Source organism: Candidatus Chlorohelix allophototropha (assembly GCF_030389965.1).
GTDB lineage: Bacteria > Chloroflexota > Chloroflexia > Chloroheliales > Chloroheliaceae > Chlorohelix > Chlorohelix allophototropha.
This window is the reverse complement of record NZ_CP128399.1, coordinates 2,403,815-2,422,853: the sequence shown is the minus strand read 5'-3', so window position 1 is coordinate 2,422,853 and position 19,039 is coordinate 2,403,815. Positions and strand designations below refer to the sequence as shown.

Annotated in this window: 16 protein-coding genes; 9 read left to right on the top strand and 7 right to left on the bottom strand. The window is 48.2% G+C overall.

What is annotated here, in order from left to right; translation table 11 throughout:
- Positions 1-134 precede the first annotated feature (134 nt).
- Both OZ401_RS10645 and OZ401_RS10640 read right to left on the bottom strand, forming a co-directional pair.
- Positions 135-440, bottom strand: a complete 306-nt coding sequence (locus OZ401_RS10645) for a 4Fe-4S dicluster domain-containing protein (protein ID WP_341468213.1) — start codon at positions 438-440, stop codon at positions 135-137.
- Positions 441-455: 15 nt separating this feature from the next.
- Positions 456-1,037 (bottom strand): hemerythrin domain-containing protein, encoded by a 582-nt coding sequence (locus OZ401_RS10640; protein WP_341468212.1) that lies wholly within the window; start codon positions 1,035-1,037, stop codon positions 456-458.
- A gap of 115 nt (positions 1,038-1,152) precedes the next feature.
- Between OZ401_RS10640 and OZ401_RS10635 the strand changes: the two genes are divergently transcribed.
- Positions 1,153-1,842, top strand: coding sequence for a Crp/Fnr family transcriptional regulator (locus OZ401_RS10635; RefSeq protein ID WP_341468211.1), 690 nt, complete (start codon positions 1,153-1,155; stop codon positions 1,840-1,842).
- Between the two features lie 35 nt (positions 1,843-1,877).
- Here OZ401_RS10635 and OZ401_RS10630 read toward each other — a convergent pair whose 3' ends face one another.
- Entirely contained in the window at positions 1,878-2,171 is a 294-nt protein-coding gene (locus OZ401_RS10630; protein ID WP_341468210.1) for a Nif11-like leader peptide family RiPP precursor, read from the bottom strand.
- Positions 2,172-2,353: 182 nt separating this feature from the next.
- Between OZ401_RS10630 and OZ401_RS10625 the strand changes: the two genes are divergently transcribed.
- The gene (locus OZ401_RS10625; RefSeq protein ID WP_341468209.1) at positions 2,354-2,878 is read left to right on the top strand and encodes a methylated-DNA--[protein]-cysteine S-methyltransferase; all 525 of its coding nucleotides are present in this window, start codon (positions 2,354-2,356) and stop codon (positions 2,876-2,878) included.
- 176 nt (positions 2,879-3,054) lie between these two features.
- Here the strand turns inward: OZ401_RS10625 and OZ401_RS10620 are convergent, their stop codons facing one another.
- Complete coding sequence (locus OZ401_RS10620) at positions 3,055-3,672, bottom strand: DoxX family protein (protein ID WP_341468208.1); 618 nt, start codon at positions 3,670-3,672, stop codon at positions 3,055-3,057.
- Between the two features lie 379 nt (positions 3,673-4,051).
- Positions 4,052-7,054 (bottom strand): protein kinase domain-containing protein, encoded by a 3,003-nt coding sequence (locus OZ401_RS10615; protein ID WP_341468207.1) that lies wholly within the window; start codon positions 7,052-7,054, stop codon positions 4,052-4,054.
- A 288-nt stretch (positions 7,055-7,342) separates the two neighbouring features.
- On the opposite strand from OZ401_RS10615, the gene OZ401_RS10610 reads away from it, so the two are divergent.
- Positions 7,343-8,353, top strand: a complete 1,011-nt coding sequence (locus OZ401_RS10610) for an alpha/beta fold hydrolase (protein ID WP_341468206.1) — start codon at positions 7,343-7,345, stop codon at positions 8,351-8,353.
- 360 nt (positions 8,354-8,713) lie between these two features.
- Positions 8,714-11,122 carry an MMPL family transporter gene (locus OZ401_RS10605; RefSeq protein WP_341468205.1) on the top strand — a complete coding sequence of 803 codons (2,409 nt, stop codon included), beginning with the start codon at positions 8,714-8,716 and terminating at the stop codon, positions 11,120-11,122.
- A gap of 12 nt (positions 11,123-11,134) precedes the next feature.
- Here OZ401_RS10605 and OZ401_RS10600 read toward each other — a convergent pair whose 3' ends face one another.
- Complete coding sequence (locus OZ401_RS10600; protein WP_341468204.1) at positions 11,135-12,667, bottom strand: hypothetical protein; 1,533 nt, start codon at positions 12,665-12,667, stop codon at positions 11,135-11,137.
- Positions 12,668-12,779: 112 nt separating this feature from the next.
- Positions 12,780-14,348: a hypothetical protein gene (locus tag OZ401_RS10595; RefSeq protein WP_341468203.1), complete on the bottom strand. Its 1,569-nt coding sequence runs from the start codon at positions 14,346-14,348 to the stop codon at positions 12,780-12,782.
- A 113-nt stretch (positions 14,349-14,461) separates the two neighbouring features.
- On the opposite strand from OZ401_RS10595, the gene OZ401_RS10590 reads away from it, so the two are divergent.
- The 5 genes from OZ401_RS10590 to OZ401_RS10570 all read left to right on the top strand — a co-directional run bounded on the left by OZ401_RS10590 (position 14,462) and on the right by OZ401_RS10570 (position 19,038).
- Positions 14,462-16,336 carry an alpha-amylase family glycosyl hydrolase gene (locus tag OZ401_RS10590; protein ID WP_341468202.1) on the top strand — a complete coding sequence of 625 codons (1,875 nt, stop codon included), beginning with the start codon at positions 14,462-14,464 and terminating at the stop codon, positions 16,334-16,336.
- Between the two features lie 84 nt (positions 16,337-16,420).
- A complete protein-coding gene (locus OZ401_RS10585) occupies positions 16,421-16,891 on the top strand; it encodes a hypothetical protein (RefSeq protein ID WP_341468201.1) in 471 nt (156 codons plus the stop codon).
- 34 nt (positions 16,892-16,925) lie between these two features.
- A complete protein-coding gene (locus OZ401_RS10580) occupies positions 16,926-17,546 on the top strand; it encodes a DNA-3-methyladenine glycosylase (protein WP_341468200.1) in 621 nt (206 codons plus the stop codon).
- A gap of 46 nt (positions 17,547-17,592) precedes the next feature.
- Positions 17,593-18,213 (top strand): NUDIX hydrolase, encoded by a 621-nt coding sequence (locus OZ401_RS10575; RefSeq protein ID WP_341468199.1) that lies wholly within the window; start codon positions 17,593-17,595, stop codon positions 18,211-18,213.
- An 18-nt stretch (positions 18,214-18,231) separates the two neighbouring features.
- Positions 18,232-19,038: an alpha/beta fold hydrolase gene (locus OZ401_RS10570; protein ID WP_341468198.1), complete on the top strand. Its 807-nt coding sequence runs from the start codon at positions 18,232-18,234 to the stop codon at positions 19,036-19,038.
- Position 19,039: the final 1 nt, after the last annotated feature.

The following is a 19,039-nucleotide window of genomic DNA, read 5'->3' as shown; positions in this document are numbered from 1 at the left end:
AATTACCTAAAACTGAGTCTAGTTCTCCCATATAGTGCTAAAAATAAATAATGAGATGGCTTGAATCCACCTCATTATTGTTAATATGGAAACTTCACAGCAGTAATTAGTCCAAAATAGTCAGCGCAAGCTCATTAGAGAACACCGCAACTAGAACGTGGATAAAGACGGTTAAGCTCTTCCCGCGCTTTAGCTGGTTCCTCAAAAAAGAGTCGCTGGATAGTAACAAAAGCCCTCAATTTTTCAGGCACATCCTCCTCAGAATAAATGGCAAAATGAGGGCATTCCATTTCGCAAGCTCCGCAATTAATACACTGCTCAGGGTGAATAAAGAGCATCCGATCTGATTCGTCACCCTCATAGATGCAATCTACTGGACAAACACTCACACAGGCACGCTCTTTTACATCTAGGCAAGCTTGCGTAATTACATAAGCCATAAAAAGGTCACTCCGTTACCAGTTTGAGGCTTGCTGTTCCATAATATCAATCCGGGCATGCAACCGTTCATGAGTACCTTCGCCCATCTTTTCCACTTCCAGTTTCTCGAATTGCGCCAACGCCTTTGCCTGAATGGTGGCATCCAGAACATTATCCGCCAGCATAAAAAGAACCTGATTTTCTTTCAAGATATGTTCCCGCAGCAGACGACTATAACTAGTTCCGGCGGTAATTAGTAGCGCGTTGCCGCTATTATCTCCAGATTGCAGCCGTGCAACGCCTTCACCGATTTGGCGCACATAGTCACGTCCTAAGGTATGCTCATTCAACATTACCCCGATTGGTCCGTTCTCTCTTGGGATACCGAAACTTTCCATCATTGGGAACAGTACTTCTTCTTCTTTAGTGTGATGGCATCTGTCTGCAAACAAGCTGAAAAATTCCACAATTCCCTCAAGAAAATCTAGGGGAACAGGCTTAGTAGCTTCGAGTCGGTCGAGCGCTTTATCAAAGAAGCCCATTACTTTTAATATAGCTTCATGTTCTTCACGCAGAACGCCGGTAGCTACACCTTTATTTATAGAATTAAGCAACATCTTTTCCTCCAATATTTGTTAAAACCTGATAAACTTAAGGTAACTATATATTCATAAGCGCCTGATGAATAGGACAAAAGTCGCTTAGCTAATTATTTGTAAAAGAGATTGAGTTATGGTGAGCAATAAGGAGTTGCTTAGAGGTATTCCATTCTTTGCCGGGTTAGAGACGGATAGTCTTACGCTGGAAAGATTGGCGGCAACCACCTATGAGGAAAAATATGAGGCAGGGCAAATACTTTTTCTTGAGGGAGAACCTTGCCGAGGCTTATATTACGTGGTGAAGGGGCGCGTTCGCATTTTCAAGGCTGAACCGGGTGGTCGCGAGCAAGTTTTAAGATTGGCGGGGGCAGGAACCTCTTTTAATGAAGTACCCGTTTTTGATGGAGGGCAGAATCCGGCTAGTGTCGATGCGGTTGATGATTGTACTATCTGGATAGTACCGGCAGAAACGGTCAGAACCTTGTTGGAAACCGAACCAGCGGTGGCGCGCGCGGTGGCAAAAGTGTTTTCGGCACGCTTGCGACATCTGACCACCCTTATCGCGGAAGTCTCGCTGAAACAGGTTTCGGCGCGAGTGGCAAAGCTTCTGCTGAATCGTTTAGGAGAAGAGCCGATATTGGGTGTGGGCATAAGCGAGCAAGTCACCAGCCAATTTACCCAACAGCAAATGGCGGCGATGGCGGGAACAGTACGTGAAATGGTGGGACGTGCTTTGCGTACTATGCAAAAAGCGGGTGCAATTGAGGCGAAACGAGGCTACATATTGATTAAAGACCAAGAGAAGTTGCAAACTTTCCTGTAATAAGCCCTCTCACAGAAGTATTAAATCGGATTGGGCTATTTTATCCAGTTATAGCTAACCTTGACGATTTTTTGAACTGCGCTGTTGTTATAAAGATCGAAGTTACCGCCCGCAACCTGTTCAAGCGCATCTTCAGATAGTTCTTCAGTTTCCCCGTAAATAGCGTGTACTGCTGTTAACCAATCATCGAGGTTGAAAACAAAACCCTCTTCCGCCGCTATTTCGAGCAAAACCTCAGGTCCGAAGTTGCCGCGATTTATCAATTTCTTCTGGAGTGCAAGGTCAGTACCAATTCTACGCAAAAAAGAGAAAGCATTTTCTCCCGACATTAATTAACTCCTTTATCTATCAAATTCAATTACGGCACATTTTATACATTATAACTTTCCTTTAATCAAATTTGAAACATGCGGTACTTATTTCCTATACAACAGCTAGTTTTACTAACATTCAGGAATGACTTATACTGCCCTAGCGTTCTATTTTGCAATGTTTTGTGGGGATGTGAGTTTTGCCTAACTTGTTGGTTGATCGAATAGATTCTCCAATTGGAGAAATAATAATCGTAGTAGAGAACAACCGCCTGTGCGCACTGGATTATACCGGCTATGAGGCACGTATGTTCAAATTGTTGCAACAACGCTACGAAAATACCCAACTTCAAGAAAGTCCCGACCCGTGTGGTTTCAGCAGTTTATTACGCGCTTATCTAGCGGGAGACTTTAATTGCCTTAATTCAATCCTCGTAAATCCCGGCGGCACACCTTTTCAACAAATGGTATGGGCAGCCTTGCGAGATATACCGGCGGGAGAAGTTGCCTCTTACGGCAAAGTGGCGGCAAAATTGGGTAAGCCCAACGCAGCACGCGCAGTTGGTTTGGCAAATTCGCTTAACCCTATCGCAATTGTGATACCCTGCCACAGAGTAATCGGGGCAAACGCCACCCTTACCGGCTATGCGGGCGGGCTTGAGCGCAAACGCTGGTTGCTTCAGCACGAAAAAGCCATTTTAAAACCGCTAATGTTAGATCTGTAAGAGGCGTAATCTTCCTATCTATTCCCCAACTATGTTGTTCTTGCCCGGTACAGTATCGCGAAAAATCAAATTACTTCCCAACCTAAGAAAAATAATAACAGAGCTTTGGTTGGGAAGTAAGACGCTCTGCTTAGTAGTAGCGTCGGGCGAATAGAACCGTCCCCGCGCTTTAGCTTCTAAACGAACAAAGAATTGTTTGGGTACCGTTCGTGAAGCTTTCGGTCAAATCCTAGCCATTGACCGGAGGGCAATACTGACAGAAAGATAGCGTTTACTATGAACGGAGGTAAGGTGGGATTGCCGTAACCACCCGCAGCAATATTCAATAGTATAAAGAGTGATAAAACTCCGGTTTTCCTTGTAGCAGTTCCAGAGACCATGTTCAGCGCAATTATTAATTGGCTAGGCACCAAAACCCAAGCAATTGGTTTGTAGAAGGGGAGACCAAAAAATTTCAGATAGCGCGCCGAGAATGAATTTGGTTCTAATTCTTCATAACGCTGTCGGAAATGTTTCTGCATAGTATCCGTAGTCATCCAACGTTTTGAGAATTTCTGGTAAAAAGCATACAGAAAGAATAAACCGTAGAAAATACGCAATGTCACAAAAGCTGCGATCAACGCGCCTTTTATAGGGTGGCGTTTAAAGTAAGCCTTTTTCCAAGCAAAAACCTCTTTCTGGAACTGTTCCACCATCTCCGGTGTAAGCTTTCCCTCAAGCGTGGTTTCAACTTCGTGCTCTACTAATGTATCAACCTGTTGGGATGCTACCTTGTCACTTGTTTGCTTAACCAATTTTACCTCACTTTGTTTCTTTTCAGATATGCGACCGGAGTTGAATCCAACTAAAGAAATGCACTTGCGCAACGGCTTATTTAGCAATCGCCCGGTTGGGCTTTAAAAAGTGAGTTATTCATCAGTTTATATAGCATATTCACTGATTTTTAGTAGTTTATACTACAATTCGAGGATGCTACAGCCTTTTCTATTATCCATAAAGCTCTCTAGTATTTGAGCACCTCAAAAGGGCTGCTGTTTAGATAAAACGCGGGATTTACTACAATTGTACAACTACATTTACAGTATGGATTCAGGGCAAACAAAAAAGCAAGGAACTTTATGCCCCTTGCCTGCTTCTATTTCTTAAACGCCTCAAATCAAACGGCGTGTTTTATCATGGCTCGGATTCTACGAAATCGGCGGAGGCGACAAAAGAAGGCTCACCGCTTACCGTGACTGCTGCTGAAAGCGAGGTGCAGATGGAGTAGCCCGGCGCAGCGATTACTACGACATTCCAAGCTCCCTTGCCAAGCCCGCCGATGCGGTAGCGTCCACCTCCATCGGTTTGTGTGGTGAAACTGAAACCGCCCGTACTCACTCGCACAGTTGCCCCGGCGATTGCTCCTTTGTTGCGGTTGATTACAAGCCCCGTGATAGCGCTAGAACCAAGGTCAGCCACATTGTTTACACCCGGTTGCCCCACGTTGTAGGCGAAGAAGTTGCTAAAACAGGTGCGCGGGGTAGCGGTAGGCGCTCGTTTTGGTGTAGGCGCAGGCACAGTGGGTGCGGCTAATTGCTGCACTCGCTTGCAAGAAGCGTCAATTTGTGAATAGTCCGCTCCGTTAGTCATTTGTCTCGCTTTGTCACAAACTTTTAGGGCGTCGTTATAACTACGTAAGTCGGTGAGTGCGCCCAAATACTGGCGGTAGGCGTTGAACAGTAGTGCACCGGTATCCCGAAAGTTCACATCGAGAGCGTAAACCTTCTCAAGTGGTGGTATAGCTGCTGCCCAGTTACTTTGTGAAGCAAAAATTGCGCCTTCCCGGTAGCTTTTAATTCGATCGTAGGCATCTTTCGCCTCGGTATTATTTGGGTCGAGGGCAAGACATTTTTCCAGCATAACTTGAAGCTCGGAGGGGTCGGCTGCGCCCAATTGTTCGCGTCCGTAAGAGCAATACGCCAATTTTAGGCGATCATTTACCTCAGCCGTTTTGAAGTTATGGGCGGCAAGCCCTTCTAGCAGGCTAATCGCCGTCTTCCAATCTTTGGCTTGCAAAGCAGCAGAAGCAGCATTGAAGGCGGTGTTATCGGGATCAGGCGTAGGCGATGCTCCGGCAGTAGTGGCTACTAAAGCGGTTTGCTCGGCGGTAGTCGTTGCGGTAGTCGTTGCGGTAGTCGCTTGCGCGCCAGTGGTTGTCCCCGATGAAGTGCTGGGAATAGTTGGCACTGGCAGGGCAGTAGTATTCTGCGCCACCGTATTAGACCCGTTCGAACTTGCCAGCACGATTATCAGCGCAATTGCGCCCCCAAGCACAAATAACCCTAATACGATAAGCAGCCACAAAGGAACAGCCTGTTTTTTCTTGTTTGGAGGTGGTGCGGGTATTTTGCCATAACCCGATACACCTGGTATAGGTGGTGGCGTAGGAGTACGCGCTTGAATCGCGGGTGGGATGGGCGATTGCGCTCCCGCAGGTATTGGCGATTGAGCAGCAGGAGGTGGAGTCTGGTTATAACCTTGAATAGGTGGCAGCGGTGTAGGGTTATAACCTATCGGCTGTGGCGTAGGATTATAGCCCTGAATGGGAGGAGGTGTAGGGTTATAACCTTGAATAGGTGGCGGAGGTGTAGGAGTGCGTCCAACCAACGGCATTGGCACAGTTGGCATCGAGGCTTGACCGTTCGGAGGTGGTGTTTGATTATAGTTTTGAATGGGTGGCGGTGGGGTAGGATTATAGCCTACCGGCGGCGGAGTCGGTTCTTTTTTGATTTGCTCCTGAACGGGTTGTGGCGCTTGCATCCCCGGTCGGATAGTATAGTCGTTGCCGATTAGCTCCTGCACAAAGGGCGGCGGCTGGTTTTGCTGCGCATATTGGGGCGGAACCTGCATATTATAAGGCGGGTTCGAGCCAGAAGGTGGTGGTGGGGTTTGCGCATATTGAGGCGGAACCTGCATGTTATAGGGCGGGTTCGAGCCAGAAGGTGGAGGAGTCTGCATATAGGGCGGCGGAGGAGTCCCATTTTTAGGGGGAGTTTGCATATCCGCACGATTGGTAAGGTCGTTATTGATTAGCTCCTGCACAAAGGGCGGCGGCTGGTTTTGTCGGACATATTGGGGTGGAACCTGCATATTATAAGGCGGGTTCGAGCCAGAAGGCGGAACAGACGGTTGCGCGTAAGGCGACGGGGTAGGATTATAGTTTTGGATAGGCGGCGCTTGCATATCTGGACGTGAAGTAAGATCGTTATTGATCAGTTCCTGTACAAAGGGCGGTGGCGCAGATTGCGCAGGAGGGTGCGGCATGTACAAATGCGGTATCGGCACGGTTGGACCATCTGCGGTGCGGGCGGCTTCGCTGGTAACGCCGGGGTAGAGTCGCAGGGCGTAAGCCATTTCACTGGCATTCTGATAACGGTCTTCCGGTCTTTTGGCAAGCGCTTTCAGTACCATTGCGTTAAGCAGCATCGGAATGTTGTTGTTTACTACATTCAACGGAGTGGGCGGCTTTTCGATGTGCATCGTAATGATGGCGTAGGTGGACTCGGATTCAAATGGGGGTACGCCTGTCAGCATTTCGTAAAGGATTGCGCCGATAGCGTACACATCCGAGCGTGGGTCAACCGATAGCCCTTTCACCTGTTCTGGTGACATATAGTAGGGCGTACCGATAACCGAACCGTCCGAAGTAATCGAAGTCATTGCTGCGTCTTTAGCGATACCGAAATCCATCACCTTCACCGTGCCATCCTGCGTTACCATTATATTGGCAGGTTTGAGGTCGCGATGGACGATACCGGCGCGATGCGCTTCTGTCGCGCCGTCTAGAATCTGAATGGTATAACGCAAACTCTGGATGATGGGCAAAGGGCTTTTTTCGTCCAGCAATTGGCGCAAGGTTTTTCCGCGTACTAATTCCATTACTATGTAATTGTGACCGTCTTGCACATCGTAATCGTAAACTTTTACGATGTATGGGCTACTAATCGATTGTGTAGTGCGAGTTTCACGTCTAAAACGTTGCAAAAAGGTAAGGTTCTGGTTTAGCTCTGGTTTTAGAACTTTTATTGCAACCCTAGTACCAGTCTGAATATCATCTGCTTCAAACACAGTCGAAGAAACGCCAACCCCAATCTGGTTGACGATTCGGTATCTCCCTTTGAGCAAAGAACCTATCATCCCAACTATTCTCCTGCTTAAGCCAATTGCGGCAGGTAGGTTTCCCATAAATAAAGAATGTGTGCGCGAAAGTAGCTATAAAGCAAGAAGCAAAACTCGTTTTTGTGGCTACATGCGCTCATCTTTGGATAGTGTATTTATGCTATCAAGTAAACATAAAAGTGTCAACATAAAACCAACTATATCTTTGCTAAATATTCCAATTGTTTTAATCTCTTATCCCTATAAAGGGTATAGAATAGGAAAGCTTTGTACTTTTTTCGTTTACACAATTCGAGGTTAACATATATGCTTTCCAAAGATGAGAAACTTTACATAAATGAACATTACGTATCTTGGAAACCCGGTAAGTTTCGCTACTGGGAATCGTTGCCAAATTTAGATGCTGCCGACCCGCAGGAACGTGTGTGGGCGCAACAGAGCAAGGATAAACCCGCCTTGGTTTTTATTCACGGCTACGCAGCATCCATTGAACACTGGCGAGAGGCTTTCAAAAGTTTGCGCGGTCGCTACCGCATGTACGGGTTGGACTTGTTGGGCTTTGGTTACAGCGAGAAGCTGCCCGGTAGCAAGGTAAACTACAGCGCTGACCTATGGGCAAAGCAGATTCGTGATCTGGTGGCGCACAAGGACGAAGAACGTGTGATACTGGTGGGACATTCGATGGGCGGCATGGCGGCGATACAATGCGCTCTGAACTATCCTGAGCGCGTGCAAGCGTTGGTACTGGTAGATAGCTCCGGCTTGCCGGATCAAGGCAAGCTGGAAGTCGAAGCCCTAAATCAAGAGCGCAAGGTAAAACGTCCCGGTTTCGACATGCTAATGTTCAATGCCTTGAGTGCGCCATTGTTGGGTGAAGCGGCGGCGTTGGCGATGAGCGCATCGGCATGGGCGGCACGTGCCGGGCTGGAACAGGCTTATTGGGACAAGCGGAAAGTCACACCTCAACTGGTAGAGCAGTTCCACGCTCCCTTGCGTACTCCCGGCGCGGCTTTTTCCTATCTAGCGGTGACGCGCAATTTCACTAAATTCCAGTTGCCTCTGAAATCGGGAGACCTGAAGTTACCCACTCTCATCATGTGGGGTGAGCATGACCGCGCGATGAAGCCCGAAATAATGTTGCCGCAATGGCAAAAGCTGATTCCGCAGGCGGAGGTGTATTTGGTGAAGGATGCGGCTCATTGTCCGCAGGATGAAAAGCCGGATGATCTCAATGCGCGCCTTACCGAGTTTGTAGAGCAACAAATCGCATTGGGCAAATCTGCCACTTCCACGCATGAGCGCCTCCCCCGGATTTAATGATATAACGACAGGAGGGTTTTAAAGCCCTCCTGCTTGAAACTGTTCTACTTAACGCTTATTTTGCAGTCGCATCGGCTTTAATTGGTATTGCTCTCTTTCATTTGCCTTCGCTCCCTACTCAAGCTAGTCAAGTTTGATTGATCAAGTTTTGCTACAAAGACAAGCAGCATATGATATTATAAGTAGTAAAGTAGTTCGGACACATTCCCTCAGGAGGTCACAGTAGAAAGAAAGCCACGTTTTTGAAACGGGACAAGCTGGACTGCGAAATTGCCGAACTCTAGATTCGGTCGCCGAATTTAGCAAAGCGGCGTGACTCCCTGTATCTATATTAAAAAAGCAGAGGTGGATGAGGTCATGAAGGTAGAAAGCGCTTTTACTTCCGCAGTACAACAACCTGAATTAACCGGAAACCAACCGCCCGTAAATAACCCAGTATATCGCTTAGGTAAGTTAGTTACCGGCAAACGAGGGCGTTGGGTAGTATTGATAGTATGGATTTTACTGACAGGCTTAATGAGTAGTTTGCCGCCAAAACTGTCCAGCCTATATGATGATAATCTCGCTTCGGACATTGGTGATCAGGAATCGGTTCGAGCTTCCAAATTGTTGGAACAGGCTTTCCCTGATCGTAAAGGTCTTCCCGCGATAATCGCATTTTACAATCCATCCGGTCTAACTGATAGTGATTTTGCCACAGCCCAGAAAGTCAGCGATTGGTTGGTTTCGGGTAATCAGCCTGCCAAGGTTGGGCAGGTACTTTCCATTTATACCGTGCCACAGTCCCGTTCGCAATTGGTTTCGGCGAATGGTACAACTATGACTATGATAGTTTCGCTGAATATTCTATCCTCCAGCGATAAGAGCTTGACCGATTCAGTAAAGGCTATCCGCGCGTTTACTGACCCGCTTGATGGGCACGGTTCGTCGCTACAGGTCAAAGTTACCGGTGCGGGTGGAGTGGCAGCAGATGCGCAATTGGTTTTTACCGGAACTGATGTGACTTTGCTCCTTACAACGGTTGCGCTTGTATTGGTATTATTAATTGTGATTTATCGCTCTCCAGTTTTAGCTTTACTGCCCTTGATTGCAGTCGGCATTACTCAAAGCGTAATCGGCGGGATACTGGCTTTAGCAGTTAAAGCCAATCTCTTCGGAATCAGTCAGATGGACAGTTCCATCATGACTATTCTGCTCTTTGGCGCGGGAACCGATTACACCATATTCCTTATATCCCGCTACCGTGAAGAGCTACATTCTGCGCCTGACCGCCTAACAGCCCTTCGCAACGCTTATTTTGGAGTGGCAAGCGCTATTTTATCCAGCGCGGGAACGGTCATAGCGGCTTTGTTGGTGCTATTACTGGCGATAGTAGGTATTTACCATTCGCTTGGTCCTTCCTTGGCAACTGCTATTGCGGTTATGCTTATTGCCGGGTTAACCCTAGTTCCTGCTCTCTTAGCGATACTGGGTAGTTTTGCCTTCTGGCCTTTTCGCCCCGATCTCAAAAAGGATAAGGCTATTAGTACAAAACCCACTTTCTGGGGGAAACTTGCTCGACAGGTAAGCCATCATCCTTTGGTAGCAGTTCTGGGAAGTCTAGTATTCTTGCTGATACTTAGCTTGGGCAATCTCGGTGTAAATGAAGTCTATAACTTCCTGACCGGGTTTCGCCAGCCCACTGCCTCTGCCAGCGGTTACAAGATTTTAGCCAACAACTTTGAACCGGGCGCGCTTGCCCCCTTCGATGTAGTTATTCAGCTTAAAGATGGCACTAATGCTTATCAGAAATTAGTGGAAATAGACCAGATTAGTCAGGCTATTGCTACTAATTCAAATGTAGCGATGGTTAGTGGTCCTACCCGCCCGGATGGTAAAACGCCTTCGGTTGACCCTGCCAGTTTGCAGCAGCAATTCGCAACCCTGCCGCCCGCTCTTACCGAGGCAATCAGGTCTGGCAAGATGCCTACCACCGGGAGCATGCCGGGAGGAAGCTCGCTAAATCCCCAAATTATCGGACTATACGCCCAAACAATTTCCTATATTTCACCAAGCAACACGGTAGTTCGGTTGCAAATCACCCTAAAAAGCGACCCTTATGGAGTTCCAGCCCTTGACAGCGTTTCACCAATCCGCACTATAGCCAAGCAAGCCACCCAAAAAGCAGGACTGGGTGAAAACGTTAGTTTGACCGGCATGACGGCACAATTGGATGATACTCGCCAAGCCAGTGATCATGATAAATTGATCGTGATACCCTTGGTGATATTACTAACCGGGCTTATTCTAGGTCTGCTATTGCGGAGTTTGGTAGCGCCCCTATTCCTGCTTGCAGCGGTATTGCTCAATTTCTTTGCCGCGCTTGGCATTAGCTCGTTCTTGTTCACCACAATTCAAGGCGATGATGGTTTGTCATATGCAACCCCACTCTACGCCTTTATCTTTTTGGTGGCGCTCGGTGCGGATTACACTATCTTCCTGATGTCTCGTGTCCGCGAAGAGGTTGCTAAATTAGGTTTGGTGGAAGGTACTCAGAAAGCAGTTACCAATACCGGCGGGGTTATCACCTCGGCAGGTATAATTCTGGCAGGTACATTCCTAGTGCTGACTACTTTGCCTCTGCGGGATTTATACCAACTTGGAATTGTGGTTGCAGTCGGTATTCTGCTGGATACCTTCATTGTACGCGGACTATTAGTACCGGGCGTGGTATTGTTGTTAGGCGATGCTACGTGGTGGCCCGGTAAGAGATTAAAAACCAAATAAATATCTCTAGCCTCAAAAGCGGTAAAGCTGTACCCCTTCAGCGGAATAGACCAGTTGCCAGCCCTCTGTGGCTGGCTTTAATTTGCCCAGTTTTTGTTCGCGCCAAGTGTAAAGCAGGTAATTTAGATGCCATGTTTGAATAATTTGCTGGCGGGTTGAGTCTGGAGTTTCTAGCGCGAAAAATTGCTGCATAATTGTCAGCTTTTGTTGGGAATTAATTGTTTCCATTGAATGCCCGTAAAAAACATGAATTAGCACGCGCCCCGGCAGCACATTGCCTAGCAACGGGCCCGTCAACACTACTTCCTCTGGCTTGCTATGTTGCTGTAGCCACTCTATCGCGCCAATTTCCCCCGCGCTTAGATAAGGCACCCGCACCGGGTCGTTCAAATCATCATGTGGTAGGTAAATTAAAGCTACTGCAATAACTACCATCCCCAAGCTAGATAGTGCGCTTATTCCTACCAGCAACCGCCCTTTTAAATCAAACCTGAAGCGTTCTATAACCAGAGAGTAATAACCCACAGCAGCCAGACAGCACAGAGGTAGGTGAATTCCTTCCAGAAAGCGGCGCGAAAAATTTAGCGGCAATGCCAACAGCCCTACCGTAACTAACAACCAAATCACCACCAATTGCCAGCGCCGATTTAAAAGCGAATTTTTACCAGCCAACGTGGGTAGGTGGCGGGCTATCCACCATATTGCTATAAGCGACAGCGGTACTAACAGCCCGTAACCTGACAGCGAAGTTAGCGGATCAAGGGTACTGGTCTGGTTCTGGCTCATCCACGCTTTCAAGAGCGGGTCGTTTTCTGTGCCCCACCATGTCAGGAAAGGTCCGGGCGTACCCGTCAGCCCCACCAATATTAGCCCAAGCATGCCCCACCAATCCGGGCGGCGGTTTGCGAGAGACAACCAAAACCAATAAACCGCCAGCACTCCGGCAAGCGTAATCAGCAGGAAGGGATGCACAAACCCTAAAATCAGTGTTGCAATTGCCGCTTTAAAATAATACAACCATTGCCGCTGTTCAAGCCCCAATAGCGTTTCGATTATCACAAGTATTAATAATGCCGTAGCCAATGGGAAATGGGGGTTAGCGAAAATGCTCAGAAAGGTATAACCCTCTGCCACCCAGAAATCCGGCGCATTTACGCCAAAGGCTACCAGCAACCAACCAAAGCCGGATGCCACACAAACCAACTGAAAAGCCAACCTTTGCCGAACTATTTCATTAAAGAGTAAGGTGATGAAACGATAACTAACTTCTAAAAGCAACCATCCCCCCAATACCCGTGCAAGATGGAAAACCAGAATATTGGAGAGGTGGAGAAGCCCGGCTATCTTGCCTAATAGCAGGTAGAACACAAAGGTAATTGCTCCATTGCCCCCCTGTTCGCTGGTATGTGCCAAATGGAACACCCATGCGCCCTGTCGCCCTTCTTCCATTTTCGCCAGATAGGTATTGCCATCGTTGGCGTTAAAGAGCAGCCCGGTAAATTGCTGACCTGCTGGCGTAACCAGCCATGCCCAAACCAATGGCAATACGGTCAGGCTTAGCGTGAAAATTATCCAACGCCAGCGCCAATGTGAATCGCTATTGAGTTGGGGCGCACTATCTTTATTGGTTGCTTTTAGAATTTGGGTACTAACTGTTTTATTCCCCCTCTTTGGGTATTAGAATCCAGGCGTAATCCTGCCCTTCGCTGCCTCGTAAAGTATCTATCAAGCGGTAATGCTGGCGCACAGTTTGTTCAAATCCTTCGGGCCAGCGATACGCCCCATTGCGTTCTTCATGAAGAACATCGAAACCAAAGAGCATCATTTTGAAATTATGCTGCTTTACATCTTCTATCAATAACTGTCCATCGCGTTGCCCAACTCTGGCAAGCTGGCGAAAAATAAAATGATCAAACACCAGTTCGCCGCGTCCTGCTGCAAAAGCTGAACCGCTCAGTTCGATAAAGAGCTTTTCATTTGTGTCACTATATTGCTTTACATAACTAACAGCTTGTTGAAACGGCTCTTTCAGGTAATCATAATTGTTGGGCTGGTACACCACCGGAATCATTGAAGCCAACAGCACCAATATCTGCAAGCCAGTAGCTACTCGCCATACCCACCGACGCGATTTGAACACGGTCGCGGGAAGTAGCAGACACCCTGCCAGTACACATAATGCGGCAACAGCTTCAAAGAAATAATAGTCTGCCGCGCCGGTTTTACCAACGGTCAGTGCGGTAGTAGCAGCCAGCCCACCCCACAGTAAAGGCAGTCTCAAAGCGTTTTGATGCCTGACAATTGGCAGTGATAGCCACACCACCACTGTAATAATAGGCGCTTGTAGCAGCAGGAATAGAATCCAGTTACCTAGCATCTGGTCGAGCGCAAACGGGGTATAACGCTCCATCGTAATAAAGAAGAGATAGCGTCCATCGGTAAGTAACGACAGCGCCAACACACCCAACCCAACCGCAAGCGTATAAATACCGCCAAAAATAAGCGCGTGCCGTCTTCGTCTTGCCAGAAACAGGTAAAGCGCAAGCGCCAACGGAGCGGCAACCAAAGATTGCTTTGTGAAAAATGCCAGCCAGAATAACGGCAGGGGTTTAAGTAGTAACAGGTTTAAGCCCGGATTTTCTTGCGCCTTCAAGCTTTTAAGGGTGGCATATAGTCCGGCAAGTATCAGGCTGATTCCCAACGCATCCACTCGTCCGGTGCTGCCCCAGAAAATTACCGGATGAGCACACAGGAAAAGGCTAGCGACAGTAAGGCTAACCAAGCGGCTTGGGTTATAGAGCCGCGCCAATTTATAGATGAAATAAGTGGTTAAGCTCAGTCCGGTAAACGACAACAACCGCATAGCATAAAGGGGTACGAGCCACCCGCTTACCCCCAGAACTAACGTCATAAGACGAGCTAATAAGGCAGAAAGGTAGGGAAATAGGGGCGGGTAAGCCAACACCGTAGCATCGTAGAAATCTGGCTTGAAATTATAAAGGGCGGCAGGGTTTGGCTCTCGCAAGATTTGCTCCACGCCACCGAGCAGCAGTCCTTCGCTGTAATCCAGTTGCATTGGCGCAAGGGCATTGCTTACCAAATGTGCAATATTCTGCCCGGCAATCAGGAGGGTAAGTATGCAAAACCAGAACCGCCAATTAGGTTGCAAAGCGCGTTTAGTTTTTGTATGAACTTCTTGCGAAATATACTCCGCAGAATTTGACATATGATTAGCTTTTTTATTTCTTTGAGGTAAAATATACCACAAAGTTTGTCCTCTATCTTGAAATTTGATGCAGTCACTGGCACTCTCTGGTTTATTATTGCAGGAGACAAAGGATGATTAATTTCAAGGAAATTAGCGTTTCGGTACAGGCAGATGCCGATGATAACCCGGTCGCCACTTTTGGACTTTACTTACCCGGCATTCGACCTGACGAACAATACCAAGTGATAGTTAGGATAATCCACAAAGAGGATCGCTTTACCCCGGATATTCCTCCCCGCGATGTGGCTTTGCAGTGGGTTCCCGGAAGCCCTCTTGATCTTTGGCAAGCTACTGTTAACCTAACAGAAAATCTAAAATTGCCTCCAACCCCACCCGCCATGACTCATTTTGGTGAACCGGGTCGTTACTTGTATCGTTACCAGCTACGGAAAGCCGGACAGGTAGTGGTCGAATGGTTCACCGACCCTTTTGCCCTATCAACTGATGTGGGAGAACTGGGAGCTTTTGATTTTCCCGACATATCCGACAGTTTCGCTTGGGGCGACAAGGATTTCAAAGTGCCTGAGATTGATGATTTGGTGGTGTACGAATTACAGGTGGAGGAATTTAACGTCACCTTTGATGGCGTCATAGAGCGTATCGCCTACTTAAAATCGCTAGGGGTGAATACGCTGGAATTAATGCCTGTTACCAGCCCAAAACTGGATTTTGACTGGGGTTATGGTCCCTTACATTACTTTGCACCGAACGAGCGTTGCGGTGGGGTACAAGGGCTTAAGCGTCTAGTCAACGCCTGCCACCTGAACGGAATCGCCGTAATTCTGGATGTGGTTTACCAGCATGTCGCACCTGAATTTGCCTATAAGCAGCTTTATCAGGCTACCGGCAAGGAAAGCCCTATGATCGGTCAGGATGGCGACTACGGACCAAAAGCCGATTTTACCAAACCCTTCACCTTGCAGTATTTTTTGGCTGCTAATTACCACTGGCTACGGGAATATCACATTGACGGCTTCCGCTATGACAATGTGGCGGGATTTTATAATAATAATCCCTTAAAGGACTACGGGACGCTGGTTTACCAGACTTATTTACTGTCGCAGTCTTTTGAACGATTTCAAGGCACTGGAAACTATAGCCGCGTGATTCAGTGTGCCGAAGACCTATATAACCCGCGTGGGATTATTCATGACACTTATTCCAATTCCACTTGGCAAGATGGTTTGTTAAACAAAGTAGCCGATATGGCTAAATTTAACTATGTGGATGCCGATTTTGCCCATCTGTTGGATACGCGCTTCTCCGGTTATCCCGATATTAACACTATCCCGATGGCAGTTGCGCCTTTCCAATATCTTGAGTCGCACGACCACGACCGCTTAATTGCTTCGGTAGGACTAGAGCCTAGTAATGTACAGGGCGATGTTCGATTTGGAGACCGCTCAAAATTTTACAAATTACAGCCCTATGCAATAGCTCTTTACACCTGTCAGGGAATCCCAATGCTTTGGCAGGGGCAGGAGATTGCCGAGAATTACACGCTGCCGGGAGCAGGCAACGCTCGGATTGGTTTCAAACGGGAGGTTCACTGGGAGCATTTCTATGATGTAGCCGGGCGTTCGCTTATTCGGCTATACCGAATATTGGGCACCCTCCGGCGTGATTGTCGCGCCCTTCGCAGCCGGGAGTCTTATTATTATTTTAGTGATTCGAGACCAAGCGATGGTGTGATAGCTTACCATAGGCACGCCCCTGCTAACGGTCAGGAACTCGAACAGGTGGCAATGGTATTTTTAAACTTTTCCGACTTTGATCGCGAGCTTGAAGTGCCGTTCCCGCTGGTGGGAATCTATCGCGAAATGATTGATGACCGGCAACGCCTGTCCGATGGTAACCCGCCGAATGAGATTCAGGTTCAAGCGGTGGGAGAACGTAAGAAGGTGATAGTTCCTTCTAATTACGGCTATATTTTTATAATGAAGTGATTAGATTTATAAAAATTCAGCTAAGCTCAATTGACACGGCTGCTAGACTAATTTTATAACAAACGAAACGGAGAGCATGCGCTTATGTTGGTTTATTCCAGCCCCGATAGATTTTTTGAAAATTGCTTAGAGCAGTGCGCTTTGCGCGATAGCTGGCAGCGCAAAGCCCCTACTTTGTCCGAAGCGAAGGTTGCTGAATCCTTGTATAGGACTTTGGTTCGCGCCCTAAACGACCTGCGTAGCGGTGCGGATACAGTGTACGCACGCGGCAAACCTTCGGGCGAAATAGATGATTCAGACGCTTGGGAGCGGAAATGGCAAGCATGGGCTTCGGCGCGTGCCACCGCTTTTTACAGTCGCGCTGCGCTGGTGCTGCTGGGCGAAAAAGGCTATCTGGCTTATTTTCTTGAAATTCTGCGTACCAGTGACAATCTAGCGTTTTTGGGAGCGAGCAACGACCTGTTGCAACATTCTTCCGGCTATTATCTGTCCGGTGCAGAAGAAGATTTAACCAGAAGCCAACTCGCAGATTTCTGGCAACAGCGTGGTTTATAACTATAACTTAAGGGCAAGCGAAGAAACCGCGCTGTTGACTTACTTTGAACAACATAAATTGCCGCCGGAATTTTACAACGCCCCTACACTTGAAGTAGCGCAACAGCTTTTGGGAATGGTATTGGTATGCCACACCTACGAAGGCAGCGCGGCAGGGCTAATTGTGGAAACCGAGGGTTATGTGGGACAAGGCGACCCGGCTTGTCACGCTTACAAGGGGCGCACTCCCCGCAACGAAACTATGTGGGGCGCACCCGGTCACGCCTATGTCTATTTCACCTATGGCAACCACTGGATGTTTAATACCGTTACCGAGCGCAACGATTTTCCGGCAGCCGCGTTGGTGCGCGCCTTGCAACCCGTTGCGGGTCTTGATTTGATGCGTCAACGGCGGCGATTGGACGAGTTGAAGGTGAAGCCGGAAGAGCGCAATTTGGCGAACGGTCCCGGCAAATTGACCGCTGCGTTGGGAATCAATGGTACATTAAACGGGCTAGGGTTACAAAGCGAAACGCTTTTTATCGCGCAACCGCCACCCGAAATACGCCTTCCCTCTTTCCAGATAGTGAGTACCACCCGCATCGGTATTTCGCAGGGTCAGGATTTGCCTTGGCGCTACTACGTAGCGGAGAATCGTTGCGTTTCGCGGCGGTAGGGGTGGCTTGACCGGAGTTTTATAATTTTTCCGAGGTAGTAAAAATATGCGAGAAGTAGAGAAAAAGGCGCAGGATAGCGCGATTGATGTACCGCAGCGCGATTTCAAACCGTCCGGCACTACGCGCCGACCTGCTGCCATACTGGTGCTGGTGCGGTTGCTAGAGGGTGAACCCAATGTTTTGTTTATCCGGCGTAGCCAGAAGGTGCGTAACCACAAAGGGCAAATCAGTTTCCCCGGCGGCAGTTTCGACCCTGAAGATGTTACTCTAGATGTTACTGCCTTGCGCGAAGCTCAGGAGGAGCTTGGGATAAACCCCGCCGACTTGAAGATTTTGGGTGTACTCCCGGCAGCCGATACGGTGGTCAGCAATTTCATGGTACATCCTTTTGTGGCGATACCGCATAATCCGGCGCAAGTTTTGAACTTTATCCCGGACGGTTATGAAGTGGGTGAAATATTTCATGTGCCTTTGCCTGAATTGCTGCAACCCCGCGCCTTTACGCTGGAGACTTGGCGGATAAACGGACATTCGCGTCAGATGGTTTTTTACACCTACCGCAATTACGTAATCTGGGGCGCAACCGCTTTTATCCTGCACAATTTTCTGGGGGAAATTAAGCAGGGGCACTGGCAAGAATTATTTGAACTGGACAAGCTGGTTTAAGCTAAGGAGATCATAGAGATGTCAGAGAAGAAGGCGCAAATCAACGGGGTGGAGATGTTCTGGGTGGAAGCGGGTATGGGTGAGCCTTTGTTGTTGCTGCATGGTTTTCCGTTCGACCATACTATGTGGCTGTCACAGCTTGATTATTTCTCGAAAGCGGGCTGGCGCGTGCTTGCGCCTGATTTGCGAGGCTTTGGCAAAAGCGGAATTGCACCCGGCGATGTGAATACAATGGAAGCATTAGCGGTGGATGTGGCAGCGTTACTCGATCATCTCAAAATAGAAAAGGCAACAATGTTGGGGTTTTCAATGGGCGGCTATATCACTTTCGCCTTCTATCGCTTGTACCCACAAAGAATCCGCGCCATGATTCTTGCCGATACCAAAGCCGATCCCGATACGTCGGAAGGGCGCAACCTGCGCTACAAAACGCTGGAAGCGGTGCGTCAGAAAGGCTCGGGGGCGATTGCCGAAAGCATGATTCCGGGACTGTTCGCGCCCGAAACCTACCGCGACAAGCCCGATTTGGTGGCGCAATTATCGGGCATAATCGAGCGCATCCATCCAGAAACGATTATTGCGACCTTGCCCGGTTTGGCGGAACGTCCGGATTCGACTCCCCTATTGTCGCAGATTAAAGTTCCGGCTCTTATTATTCACGGTGTAGATGATAAGCTAATGCCTTTGGATAAGGCTAAGGCAATGGCGCAGGCTATCCCCGACTGGCAGTTCAGCGCAGTACCGCACGCCGGGCATATGGCAAATCTGGAGAACCCCGAATTTTTCAACCGGGCGTTGGTAACTTTTTTGAAGGAATTGAAATAGA